The sequence below is a fragment of the Sphingomonas pollutisoli genome (assembly GCF_029167165.1).
Taxonomy (GTDB): domain Bacteria; phylum Pseudomonadota; class Alphaproteobacteria; order Sphingomonadales; family Sphingomonadaceae; genus Sphingomonas; species Sphingomonas pollutisoli.
In genome coordinates, this window is record NZ_JARFNJ010000002.1 from 64,981 (window position 1) to 77,985 (window position 13,005).

6 protein-coding genes are annotated in these 13,005 nt (G+C 65.4%); 4 read left to right on the forward strand and 2 right to left on the reverse strand.

What is annotated here, in order from left to right:
* Positions 1-31 precede the first annotated feature (31 nt).
* A complete protein-coding gene (rpoB, locus tag PX554_RS03765; protein ID WP_275499107.1) occupies positions 32-4,186 on the forward strand; it encodes a DNA-directed RNA polymerase subunit beta in 4,155 nt (1,384 codons plus the stop codon).
* A 123-nt stretch (positions 4,187-4,309) separates the two neighbouring features.
* Positions 4,310-8,596: a DNA-directed RNA polymerase subunit beta' gene (gene rpoC, locus PX554_RS03770; RefSeq protein WP_275499109.1), complete on the forward strand. Its 4,287-nt coding sequence runs from the start codon at positions 4,310-4,312 to the stop codon at positions 8,594-8,596.
* Positions 8,597-8,849: 253 nt separating this feature from the next.
* Here rpoC and PX554_RS03775 read toward each other — a convergent pair whose 3' ends face one another.
* Together PX554_RS03775 and epsC are read right to left on the reverse strand one after the other, a co-directional pair.
* Positions 8,850-9,194 (reverse strand): DUF2794 domain-containing protein, encoded by a 345-nt coding sequence (locus PX554_RS03775; protein ID WP_275499111.1) that lies wholly within the window; start codon positions 9,192-9,194, stop codon positions 8,850-8,852.
* Positions 9,194-9,874 (reverse strand): serine O-acetyltransferase EpsC, encoded by a 681-nt coding sequence (gene epsC, locus PX554_RS03780; RefSeq protein WP_275499113.1) that lies wholly within the window; start codon positions 9,872-9,874, stop codon positions 9,194-9,196. The genes PX554_RS03775 and epsC overlap by 1 nt, the downstream gene beginning before the upstream one ends.
* 159 nt (positions 9,875-10,033) lie before the next feature.
* Between epsC and PX554_RS03785 the strand changes: the two genes are divergently transcribed.
* Together PX554_RS03785 and parE are read left to right on the forward strand one after the other, a co-directional pair.
* Positions 10,034-10,801 (forward strand): sulfite exporter TauE/SafE family protein, encoded by a 768-nt coding sequence (locus PX554_RS03785; RefSeq protein ID WP_275499114.1) that lies wholly within the window; start codon positions 10,034-10,036, stop codon positions 10,799-10,801.
* A gap of 189 nt (positions 10,802-10,990) precedes the next feature.
* Complete coding sequence (gene parE, locus PX554_RS03790) at positions 10,991-12,973, forward strand: DNA topoisomerase IV subunit B (RefSeq protein ID WP_275499116.1); 1,983 nt, start codon at positions 10,991-10,993, stop codon at positions 12,971-12,973.
* Positions 12,974-13,005: the final 32 nt, after the last annotated feature.

The following is a 13,005-nucleotide window of genomic DNA, read 5'->3' on the forward strand; positions in this document are numbered from 1 at the left end:
CACGAAATTTTGACGTGAGGGCTAAAGACACATGGCAACCAGAGCGATCGAAGGCGGCACCGCGAAGCGCCGCATCCGCAAGGTGTTCGGCAACATCCACGAAGTGGTGCAGATGCCGAACCTGATCGAGGTGCAGCGCGAGAGCTACGAACAGTTCCTCCGCTCAGATCCCTCGATCGGCTATGTCTCGGGCCTCGAAAAGACGCTGCGTTCGGTGTTCCCGATCCGCGATTTCGCCGGCACCGCCGAGCTCGACTTCGTCAATTACGAACTCGAGCCGCCTAAGTTCGACACCGACGAATGCCGCCAGCGCGGCATCACCTATGCGGCGCCGATGCGCGTCACGCTGCGCCTGATCGTGTTCGAGGTGGACGCCGATACCGAAGCCCGCTCGGTGCTCGATATCAAGGAGCAGGACGTGTACATGGGCGACATGCCGCTCATGACGCAGAACGGCACGTTCATCATCAACGGCACCGAGCGCGTGATCGTCTCGCAGATGCACCGCTCGCCGGGCGTGCTGTTCGATCACGATCGCGGCAAGACCCACGCCTCAGGCAAATATCTGTTCGCCGCGCGCGTGATCCCGTATCGCGGCTCGTGGCTCGATTTCGAGTTCGACGCCAAGGACATCGTCAACGTCCGTATCGACCGCAAGCGCAAGCTGCCGGTGACGGCGCTGCTGTATGCGCTCGGCCTCAACTCCGAGGAAATCCTCAACTATTTCTACAACCGCGTCACCTTCGTGCGCGGCCAGGGCGGCTGGATCGTCCCCTATCAGGCCGAGAACTGGCGCGGCCAGAAGCCGATGTTCGACATCGTCGACGCCAAGACCGGCGAGATCGTGTTCGCCAGCGGCCAGAAGATCAGCCCCCGCGCCGCCAACAAGGCCGGCAAGGACGGCCTCACCGACCTGCTGATCCCGACCGAGGAAATCTTCGGCCGCTACAGCGCCTATGATCTCATCAACGAGACCACCGGCGAGATCTATATCGAGGCGGGCGACGAGGTTTCGGCCGAGAACCTCGAAAAGCTCGACAAGGCCGGCATCGACCGGATCGAGCTGCTCGACATCGACCACGTCACGACGGGTCCGTGGATTCGCAACACGCTCAAGGCCGACAAGGCCGAGGAGCGCGAGCAGGCCCTCAGCGACATCTACCGCGTCATGCGCCCCGGCGAGCCACCGACGCTCGAAACCGCGGAATCGCTGTTCTCCGGCCTGTTCTTCGATCCCGATCGCTACGATCTGTCGGCGGTCGGCCGCGTCAAGCTCAACATGCGTCTCGACCTCGACGTCGAGGACACCGTCACCACGCTGCGCACCGAGGACATCCTCGAAGTCGTCAAGACGCTCGTCGGCCTCAAGGACGGCAAGGGCGAGATCGACGACATCGACAACCTCGGCAACCGTCGCGTGCGTTCGGTCGGCGAGTTGCTCGAGAACCAGTATCGCGTCGGCCTGCTCCGCATGGAGCGAGCCGTGAAGGAGCGTATGTCCTCGGTCGATGTCTCGACGGTGATGCCGAACGACCTCATCAACGCTAAGCCGGCGGTCGCCGCGGTGCGTGAGTTCTTCGGCTCGTCGCAGCTCTCGCAGTTCATGGATCAGACCAACCCGCTCTCCGAAGTGACGCACAAGCGTCGCGTGTCGGCGCTCGGGCCGGGCGGTCTGACCCGCGAGCGCGCCGGCTTCGAAGTCCGCGACGTTCACCCGACGCACTACGGCCGCATCTGCCCGATCGAGACGCCGGAAGGACCGAACATCGGCCTCATCAACAGCCTCGCCTCGTTCAGCCGCGTCAACAAATACGGCTTCATCGAGACGCCGTACCGCAAGGTCATCGACCACAAGGTCACCGACGAGGTCGTGTATCTCTCGGCGATGGAAGAGGCCAAGCACACGATCGCGCAGGCCAACGCCGAACTCGACAGCGAAGGCCGCTTCACCGAGGAATTGGTCTCGTCGCGTCAGGCGGGCGAATTTCTGATGGCGATGCCGGGCAACATCACGCTGATGGACGTCAGCCCCAAGCAGCTCGTCTCGGTCGCCGCGTCGCTCATTCCTTTCCTGGAAAACGACGACGCCAACCGCGCGCTGATGGGCTCGAACATGCAGCGTCAGGCCGTGCCGCTGGTGAAGGCGGAAGCGCCGTTCGTCGGCACCGGCATGGAAGAGACGGTTGCACGGGACTCGGGCGCGGCGATCGCCGCCAAGCGTTCGGGCATCGTCGATCAGGTCGATGCGACCCGTATCGTCATCCGCGCGACCGGTGAGGTCGAGGCCGGCCAGTCGGGCGTCGACATCTACACGCTGATGAAGTTCCAGCGCTCGAACCAGAACACCTGCATCAACCAGCGCCCGCTGGTGAAGGTGGGCGACGTGGTCAACATCGGCGACGTGATCGCCGACGGTCCCTCGACCGAGTTCGGCGAGCTGGCGCTGGGCCGCAACGCGCTCGTCGCGTTCATGCCCTGGAACGGCTACAATTATGAGGACTCGATCCTTATCTCCGAGCGTATCGTGAAGGATGACGTCTTCACCTCGATCCACATCGAGGAGTTCGAGGTCATGGCGCGCGACACCAAGCTCGGGCCGGAGGACATCACGCGCGACATCCCCAACGTCGGCGAGGAAGCGCTTCGCAACCTCGACGAGGCTGGCATCGTGTACATCGGCGCAGAGGTCGAGCCGGGCGATATTCTCGCCGGCAAGATCACGCCGAAGGGCGAAAGCCCGATGACGCCGGAAGAGAAGCTGCTCCGCGCGATCTTCGGTGAAAAGGCCAGCGACGTGCGCGACACCTCGCTGCGTCTGCCGCCGGGCGTCGCCGGCACCGTCGTCGAGGTCCGGGTGTTCAACCGCCACGGCATCGACAAGGACGAGCGCGCGATGGCGATCGAGCGCGAGGAGATCGAGCGTCTCAAGAAGGACTCGGACGACGAGCGCAGCATCCTCAACCGCGCGACCTGGTCGCGTCTGCGCGAGATGCTGATCGGCCAGACCGCGACCGCCGTTCCCAAGAACGGCCCGCGCAAGGGCGTCGTCATCGATCAGGACGTGCTCGACAGCGTCGATCGTCACGAATGGTGGAAGTTCGCCGTCGCCGACGACAAGGTCCAGAGCGATCTGGAAGCGGTCAAGGTGCAGTATGACGACGCCGTCAAGGTGATCGTCGAGAAGTTCCAGGATCGCCGCGACAAACTCGAGCGTGGCGACGAGCTGCCGCCGGGCGTGCTCAAGATGGTCAAGGTGTTCGTCGCGGTGAAGCGCAAGCTCCAGCCGGGCGACAAGATGGCCGGCCGTCACGGCAACAAGGGCGTCATCTCGCGCATCCTGCCGGCGGAGGACATGCCGTTCCTCGCCGACGGCACGCCGGTCGATCTCGTGCTCAACCCGCTGGGCGTGCCGTCGCGCATGAACGTCGGGCAGATCTTCGAGACGCATCTCGGCTGGGCGGCGCGCAACCTGGGCCAGCAGGTCCACCGCGCGCTCGAGGATTGGCGTGAAGCCAATCCCGATGCCGAGGGCGGCGCGATGCCCGATGCGGTCAAGCAGCGTCTGCTCGAAGTCTATGGCGAACATTATGTCGCCGACATCGAGAGCCGCACGCCCGACCAGATCGTCGAGCTGGCGGAGAACCTGAAGACCGGCGTGCCGATGGGCACCCCCGTGTTCGACGGCGCCCGCGAGAAGGACGTTTCGGACATGCTGAGCCTCGCCGGGCTCGACACCTCGGGTCAGTCGGATCTGTTCGATGGTCGCACCGGCGACAAGTTCGATCGCAAGGTGACGGTGGGCATCATCTACATGCTCAAGCTGCACCACCTCGTGGACGACAAGATCCACGCCCGGTCGATCGGGCCGTACAGCCTCGTCACCCAGCAGCCGCTGGGCGGTAAGGCGCAGTTCGGCGGCCAGCGCTTCGGCGAAATGGAGGTCTGGGCGCTGCAGGCTTACGGCGCGGCGTACACCTTGCAGGAAATGCTGACGGTGAAGTCCGACGACGTGGTCGGCCGCACCAAGGTCTATGAGGCGATTGTCAAGGGTGACGACACGTTCGAGGCCGGCATTCCGGAGAGCTTCAACGTGCTCGTCAAGGAAATGCGCTCGCTGGGCCTGAACGTCGAGCTGAAGACGGTCGAGGAGTTCGACACCGACGGCGTCGCGATCGCGGCGGAGTAACCGACTTCTCCCCTCCCGTTCACGGGAGGGGTCGGGGGAGGGCCTGTGGGCCGAGCACCTCCCCGACGTGACATGCCCTCCCCTAGCCCCTCCCGCACGCGGGAGGGGAATTGGAGCTGAAAAATGAACGAACTGACCAACTTCGCCAATCCGGTCGCCAAGCCGGAAACCTTCGACCAGATCCAGATCGGCATCGCCTCGCCGGATCGCATCCGCTCGTGGTCGTTCGGCGAGATCAAGAAGCCCGAAACGATCAACTATCGCACGTTCAAGCCCGAGCGTGACGGCCTGTTCTGCGCGCGCATCTTCGGTCCGATCAAGGATTACGAGTGCCTGTGCGGCAAGTACAAGCGCATGAAGTACAAGGGCATCGTCTGCGAGAAGTGCGGCGTAGAGGTCACCGTCTCGAAGGTCCGGCGCGAGCGCATGGGCCATATCGAGCTGGCCGCGCCGGTCGCGCACATCTGGTTCCTCAAGTCGCTGCCGTCGCGCATCGGCCTGCTGCTCGACATGCAGCTCAAGCAGCTCGAGCGCGTGCTGTATTTCGAGGCGTATATCGTGATCGAGCCGGGCCTCACCCCGCTCGAAAAGTATCAGCTCCTCACCGAGGACGAGCTGCTCGACGCGCAGGATGAATATGGCGAGGACGCGTTCTCGGCCGGCATCGGCGCCGAGGCGGTTCGCATCATGCTCGAATCGCTCGATCTCGAAGGCGAGCGCAAGGATCTGCTCGAGGAACTCGCGACCACCAAGTCCGAGCTCAAGCCCAAGAAGATCATCAAGCGCCTCAAGGTCGTCGAGAGCTTCATCGATTCGGGCAACCGCCCCGAGTGGATGATCCTCGAGGTCGTGCCGGTCATCCCGCCCGAGCTGCGTCCGCTCGTGCCGCTCGACGGCGGCCGCTTCGCGACCTCGGATCTGAACGACCTGTACCGCCGCGTCATCAACCGCAACAACCGCCTCAAGCGGCTGATGGAATTGCGCGCGCCGGACATCATCGTCCGCAACGAGAAGCGCATGCTCCAGGAAGCCGTCGACGCGCTGTTCGACAACGGCCGCCGCGGCCGCACGATCACCGGCGCCAACAAGCGTCCGCTCAAGTCGCTGTCCGACATGCTCAAGGGCAAGCAGGGCCGCTTCCGCCAGAACCTGCTCGGCAAGCGCGTCGACTATTCGGGCCGCTCGGTCATCGTGACCGGTCCGGAACTCAAGCTGCACCAGTGCGGCCTCCCGAAGAAGATGGCGCTCGAACTGTTCAAGCCGTTCATCTACGCGCGCCTCGACGCCAAGGGCCTGAGCATGACGCTCAAGCAGGCGAAGAAGTGGGTCGAGAAGGAGCGCAAGGAAGTCTGGGACATCCTCGACGAAGTCATTCGCGAGCACCCGGTCATGCTCAACCGCGCGCCGACGCTCCACCGTCTCGGCATCCAGGCGTTCGAGCCGGTGCTGATCGAGGGCAAGGCGATCCAGCTTCACCCGCTGGTCTGCTCGGCGTTCAACGCCGACTTCGACGGTGACCAGATGGCGGTCCACGTGCCGCTGTCGCTGGAAGCCCAGCTCGAAGCGCGCGTGCTGATGATGTCGACCAACAACATCCTCTCACCCGCCAACGGCAAGCCGATCATCGTGCCGTCGCAGGACATGGTGCTGGGTCTGTACTATCTGTCGATGCTCAAGGAAGGCGAGCCCGGCGAGGGCATGCTGATCTCCGACATGTCGGAAGTCCATCAGGCGCTCGAGGCTGGCGCGGTCACGCTCCACACCAAGATCGTCAGCCGCGTTCCGCAGACCGACGAGAACGGCCAGCCCTACCTCAAGCGCTATGAGACCACCCCCGGTCGCATGCTGCTCGGCGAGTGCCTGCCCAAGTCGTCGAAGGTGCCGTTCGATACCGTCAACCGCCTCCTCACCAAGAAGGACGTCGGCGACGTGATCGACGAGGTGTATCGTCACACCGGCCAGAAGGAGACCGTGCTGTTCGCCGACGCGATCATGAGCCTCGGCTTCCGTCACGCGTTCAAGGCGGGCATCTCGTTCGGCAAGGACGACATGATCATCGCGCCGGACAAGGACAAGCTGGTCGATGAGACCCGCGAGCAGGTGAAGGACTTCGAGCAGCAGTATCAGGACGGCCTGATCACGCAGCAGGAGAAGTACAACAAGGTGATCGACGCCTGGAGCCGGTGCGGCGATCAGGTCGCGAACTCGATGATGAACGAGATCAAGGCGGTCAAGCGCTACGAGGACGGCCCCAACAAGGGCCGCGAGAAGCCGATCAACTCGATCTACATGATGGCGCACTCGGGTGCGCGCGGTTCGCAGGCGCAGATCAAGCAGCTTGCCGGCATGCGCGGGCTGATGGCCAAGCCGTCGGGCGAGATCATCGAAACGCCGATCATCTCGAACTTCAAGGAAGGTCTGACCGTCCTCGAATACTTCAACTCCACCCACGGCGCCCGTAAGGGCCTCGCGGACACGGCGTTGAAGACCGCGAACTCGGGCTACCTCACCCGCCGTCTGGTCGACGTGTCGCAGGATTGCGTCATCATCGAACTCGATTGCGGCACCGAGCGTGCGCTCGAGATGCGCGCGATCGTGCAGGGTGGTTCGACGATCGCCTCGCTCGGCGAGCGTATTCTCGGCCGCACCACGGCGGAGGACATCATCGACAGCAAGACCGGCGAGATCGTGATCCCGCTCGGCACGCTGCTCGACGAGCCGATGGTGGCGCGGATCGAGGCGATCGGCACGCAGTCGGTCAAGATCCGCTCGCCGCTGGTGTGCGAGACCAAGATCGGCGTCTGCGCCAAGTGCTACGGGCGTGATCTCGCCCGCGGTACGCCGGTGAACATCGGCGAGGCGGTCGGCGTCATCGCGGCGCAGTCGATCGGCGAGCCGGGCACGCAGCTCACGATGCGTACCTTCCACATCGGTGGCGCGGCGCAGCTCAACGAGCAGTCGAACCTCGAAGCGGTCACCGACGGTACGCTCGAATATCGCGATCTGCGCATCATCACCGATCAGCGCGGCCGCCGCGTCGTGCTGTCGCGCTCGGGCGAAGTCGCGATCGTCGACATGGACGGGCGCGAGCGTTCGGTCGATCGCATCCCCTACGGTGCGTACGTGCTGCACGACGACGGCGCGATCGTCTCGAAGGGCGATCGTCTGGCCGAGTGGGATCCGTTCACCATGCCGGTCATCACCGAGAACCCCGGTATCGTGAAGTATCAGGATCTGATCGAGGGCAAGACGCTCACCGAACAGGCCGACGAAGCGACCGGCATCTCGCAGCGCGTGGTCATCGAATACCGCGCGACCAGCAAGGCGAAGGAGGATCTGCGTCCGCGTCTGACCCTGCTCGACAGCGGTTCGGGCGAGGCCGGCCGCTACATGCTGGTGCCGGGCGCGACGCTCTCGGTCGAGGATGGCGCGGAAGTCCAGGGCGGTGACGTTCTGGCGCGCGTCAGCCGCGAGTCCGCCAAGACCCGCGACATCACCGGTGGTCTGCCGCGCGTCGCCGAGCTGTTCGAGGCGCGCAAGCCCAAGGAAAATGCCATCATCGCCAAGGTCTCGGGCCGCGTGGTGTTCGGCAAGGACTATAAGGCGAAGCGCAAGATCGGCATCCAGCCCGAGGATGGCGGCGAGGTCGTCGAGTATCTGGTGCCCAAGTCGAAGGTGATCGACGTTCAGGAAGGCGACTACGTCAAGCGTGGCGACAACCTGATCGGCGGCAGCCCCGATCCGCACGACATTCTCGAGGTGCTCGGCATCGAGCCGCTGGCGGAATATCTCGTCTCGGAAATCCAGGAGGTCTATCGTCTCCAGGGCGTGAAGATCAACGACAAGCACATCGAGACGATCGTTCGTCAGATGCTGCAAAAGGTCGAGATCACCGACGGCGGCGACACCACGCTGCTGGCGGGCGAGCAGGTCGATCGCGACGAGATGGATGCGATCAACGCCAAGCTCGAGCCGAACCAGGCGCGTGCCGTCGGCAAGCCCGTCCTGCTCGGCATCACCAAGGCGTCGCTGCAGACCCGCAGCTTCATCTCGGCGGCGTCGTTCCAGGAGACCACCCGCGTCCTCACCGAGGCGGCGGTTCAGGGCAAGCAGGACACGCTGATCGGCCTCAAGGAGAACGTCATCGTCGGCCGGCTCATCCCGGCGGGCACCGGCGCCGGCATGAACCGCCTGCGGATCGCGGCCTCGTCGCGGGACGCGGCACAGCGGGTGGCGATGCGCCGCATGTCGGAAGTGGCCTTCGTCGCGCCGAACTCGGCGGCCGAAGAGCACGAAGCCGAACTGGCCCGCAGCCCGCGTGACGCCGCCGGCACGCGCGACGCGCTTGCCGCCGTCGAGCCCTCGGGCACCGGCACCGATGCCGACGCGGGCGATTATCTGGAGAGCTGATCGGCTCGTCAGACACCAACGCGAAAGCCGCCGTCCGGGGATGCCCGGGCGGCGGTTTTCGTTTGAGGACATTCGTCCGCGCCCCTTCTCTCCGTTCGTCCCGAGCGAAGTCGAGGGATGGTCGCGGAGCGCAGAGGCCTCGCCTTCGCTCGGCGCGAAAGGATTGGGGTGGTGACGGAGGATACTGAACCGGCGCGGGGGCGACCGCCCTCCCCAACCGTCACCCAGCGTAAGCCGGGGTGACGCTAGGAGGCTATTCCTCGACGAGCTTCATCAGCCGCCGCTCGACGGGTGCGAGCACCGGGCCCAGCTCATGCCCGCGCTTCACCACCGCGCCCTGTTCGCCGACCAGCGCCCACATGCCCTGCTTGTTGCGCAGCGCGGGCCGCTTCTCGATGCGGAACTCGGGCCGTTCGGCGGCGCGGCGATAGCAGGAGAACACCGCCGCCTCCCGCCCCAGGTCGATCGCGTAATCGCGCCAATGCCCCGCCGCGACCATCCGCCCGTAGAGATCGAGGATGCGGTTGAGTTCGAGCCGCTCGAAGCCGATCTGCGCGGGCCTGCCCGGCGGCTGGGGAAAAGGCGTGACCGTCCCCATCAGGCGCGGCTGCGCACATCCTCTTGCTCCGCGAGCAACGCGTCGAGCCGCTTGCGCATCGTCTCGATTTCGCAGCGGAGCAGCTCGACCTTCTGGGTCTGCGGATCGAACACGTCGCTGCACGGCGTGCCGTAGGCGAGGAACCCCGGCTTCGCCTGACCGCCCTCGATCATCGTCGGTCGTGCCGGAATGCCGACCATCACCGCGCCCTCGGGCACGTCGCGCGTCACCACCGCATTCGCGCCGATGCGCGCGCCCTTGCCCACCGTGATCGGCCCCAGCACCTGCGCGCCCGAACCGATGATGGCATTATCGCACAAGGTCGGGTGGCGCTTGCCCGCCACGCCATTGTCCGGACTGGTGCCGCCGAGCGTGACGCATTGGTAGATCGTCACATTGTCGCCGATCTCGGCGGTCTCGCCGATCACGGTGAAGCCGTGGTCGATGAAGAAATGCTTGCCGATCCTGGCGCCGGGATGGATGTCGATCGCGGTCGTCATCCGCGACAGATGGTTGACGAGCCGGGCGAGGAAGAACAGCCGCGCCGTGAACAGCCGATGCGCGACGCGGTGCCAGACCAGCGCCCACACCCCCGGATAGGTCAGAATCTCGAGACGCGATCGCGGCGCGGGATCGCGCGCCTTGATCGAGTCGAGATACGCGACCAACCGTTGCAACATCACGTACGTCCCCTCTTCGATCGACGGTATCTAGGCGTTCGCGCGTGCGAATAAAAGTGCGACGAAAACCGCGAAGCCGCTGGATTTAAACCCCATCTTCCCTGTAGGAATTGGAAACCGAGCCATTCCGGCGCGTTATGCTTGCGCAAGGGAGCGCGAATGCCGGATTTTTCCACGATCGACTTCGCCGCTATCCTGCCCTTCATCGCGATCGGTTTCGCGGCACAAGTGATCGACGGCGCGCTCGGTATGGCGTTCGGCCTCATCAATTCGACCTTGCTGGTCAGCATGCTCGGCATGCCGCCCGCGCTCGCCTCGGCGAGCGTCCACGCGGTCGAGACCTTCACCACCGCCGCCTCGGGCACCAGCCACATCGTCCACCGCAACGTCGACTGGCGGCTGTTCGGGCGGCTGGTCGTTCCCGGCGTGCTCGGCGGCGTGCTCGGCGCTTACGTGCTGAGCAACATCGACGCCGCGGTCGCGAGGCCGTTCGTGATGGCCTATCTCGCCGCGATCGGCCTGTTCCTGCTGTTCCGTGCTTGGCGCGGCGCGCTGACGCTGCGCTCGCCCCGGATCGTCGCGCCGCTCGGTCTCGCCGGCGGGTTCCTCGATGCGGCGGGCGGCGGCGGCTGGGGTCCGGTCGTCACCTCGAACCTGCTCGTCCAGGGCTCGGCCCCACGCACCACGATCGGCACGGTCAACACCAGCGAATTCTTCCTCACCGCGACCGTTTCGATCACCTTCTTCACGCAGATGGGCTGGGCGGCGTTCTCACTGGCGACGCTCGGCCTGCTGATCGGCGGACTGGCCGCCGCCCCGCTCGGCGGGGTCGTCGCGAAACACGTGCCCGCGCGGCCGCTGATGGCGATGGTCGGCACGCTGCTGACGGTCACCAGCGCCTATACGATCTGGCAGGCGCTGCGGTAAGCAGCGACCGGCCCGTCCCCGTACCACTGTTCGTCCCGGGCGAATTACCACCGTTCATCCCGAGCGAATTACCACCATTCGTCCCGAGCGAAGTCGAGGGATGCGCCTCAAGCGCTGCCTGCGGTCTCGACACGAACGGTTAGGGAACATCCTCTAGCCGCAAGGCCCCGCCTGCGCTATCCGCACATCATGTCCAAGGAAGATCTGTTCGCCGCCGCGCCAAAGCCCGATTTCGAATATGACGCCTCCTCGATCGAGGTGCTCGAAGGTCTCGAGCCGGTGCGCCGCCGCCCCGGTATGTATATCGGCGGCACCGACGAGCGCGCCTTGCACCATCTCGCCGCAGAGGTGGTCGACAATGCGATGGACGAGGCGGTCGCCGGCCATGCGACGCGGATCGAGGTGGTGCTCGACGCGGGCAACCGTCTCACCGTCATCGACAACGGCCGCGGCATCCCGGTCGATCCGCATCCCAAATTCCCCGGCAAGTCCGCGCTCGAGGTGATCCTCTCGACGCTGCATTCGGGCGGAAAGTTCGAGGGCAAGGCGTATCAGACCGCCGGCGGCCTGCACGGCGTCGGCATCAGCGTCGTCAACGCTTTGTCGTCTGACACGACGATCGAGGTCGCGCGCAACAAGACGCTCTATCGCCAGCGTTTCTCGCGCGGCGTCACGCTCGGCCCGCTCGAGGCGCTCGGGCCGACGCCCAACCGGCGCGGCACCTCGGTCAGCTTCGTGCCCGATACCGAGATCTTCGGGCCGGAACTCCACTTCAAGCCCGCGCGGCTGTACAAGCTCGTCCGCTCCAAGGCGTATCTGTTCGCGGGCGTCGAGGTGCGCTGGCGCTGCGCCGCCGGGATCATCACCGACGACACCCCGCCCGAGGCGGTGTTCCAATTCCCCGGCGGCCTCGCCGATCACCTGCGCGAGCAGGTCGGCAACCGCGAATGCGCCACCACCGATTTCTTCGTCGGGCGCCAGGATTTTCCAAACGAGCAAGGCCGCGTCGAATGGGCGGTGGCGTGGCCGCTGTGGAGCGACGGCAGCTATAGCTGGTATTGCAACACCATCCCCACCCCCGACGGCGGCACGCACGAACAGGGCCTGCGCGCCGCGCTGGTGAAGGGCATCCGGGCCTTCGCCGATCTCGTCGGGCAGAAGAAGGCCAAGGACATCGCGCCCGAGGATGTGATGACCGGCAGCGAACTGATGCTCTCGGTGTTCATCCGCGACCCGCAGTTCCAGAGCCAGACCAAGGACCGGCTCACCAGCCCCGAGGCGGCCGCGCTGGTCGAGCGTGCGGTGCGCGACCATTTCGACCATTTCCTCAGCGACAATATGGAGCGCGGCAAGGCGCTGCTCGGCTATGTGCTCGATCGGATGGACGATCGCCTCCGCCGCAAGGCCGAGCGCGAGGTCAAGCGCAAGACCGCGACCAGCGCGCGCAAGCTGCGCCTCCCCGGCAAGCTCACCGATTGCGCCGCCGACAGCCCCGAAGGCACCGAACTCTTCATCGTCGAGGGCGATTCGGCGGGCGGCTCCGCCAAGCAGGCGCGCGACCGCAAGACCCAGGCGATCCTCCCGATCCGCGGCAAGATCCTCAACGTCGCGAGCGCCACATCGGCCAAGATCCTCGCCAATCAGGAGATCGCCGATCTGATCCAGGCGCTCGGCTGCGGCACGCGCAAGGACTGCAACCCGGAGAACCTGCGCTACGAACGCATCGTCATCATGACCGACGCCGATGTCGATGGCGCGCATATCGCCACGCTGCTGATGACCTTCTTCTTCCAGGAAATGCCCGATCTGGTGCGGCGCGGGCATCTGTTCCTCGCCCAGCCGCCGCTCTACCGGCTCACGGCGGGCACCAAGAGCCTCTACGCGATGGACGATGCCGATCGCGCCCGCATCGAGTCCGGCCCGTTCAAGAACAAGAAGGTTGATGTCGCACGCTTCAAGGGTCTCGGCGAGATGAACCCGATGCAGCTCCGCGAGACCACGATGGACCCGGCCACCCGCCAGATGCTGCGGATCACGCTGCCGCAGGAATACGAGGAGCGTGCAGGCGTCAAGGATCTGGTCGATCGGCTGATGGGCACCAACCCGGCGCACCGCTTCGCCTTCATCCAGGAGAATGCCGCACGCCTGGACGTCGCCGAACTCGACGCCTGACCCCCCTAACGCCCGCGCCACTGGCAAAGATC

What these genes read in the sequence shown, in the direction of transcription:
- rpoB (WP_275499107.1), top strand. Translation starts at nt 32, where the DNA reads ATGGCAACCAGAGCGATCGAAGGCGGCACCGCGAAGCGCCGCATCCGC.
- rpoC (WP_275499109.1), top strand. Translation starts at nt 4,310, where the DNA reads ATGAACGAACTGACCAACTTCGCCAATCCGGTCGCCAAGCCGGAAACC.
- PX554_RS03775 (WP_275499111.1), bottom strand. Translation starts at nt 9,194, where the DNA reads ATGGGGACGGTCACGCCTTTTCCCCAGCCGCCGGGCAGGCCCGCGCAG.
- epsC (WP_275499113.1), bottom strand. Translation starts at nt 9,874, where the DNA reads ATGTTGCAACGGTTGGTCGCGTATCTCGACTCGATCAAGGCGCGCGAT.
- PX554_RS03785 (WP_275499114.1), top strand. Translation starts at nt 10,034, where the DNA reads ATGCCGGATTTTTCCACGATCGACTTCGCCGCTATCCTGCCCTTCATC.
- parE (WP_275499116.1), top strand. Translation starts at nt 10,991, where the DNA reads ATGTCCAAGGAAGATCTGTTCGCCGCCGCGCCAAAGCCCGATTTCGAA.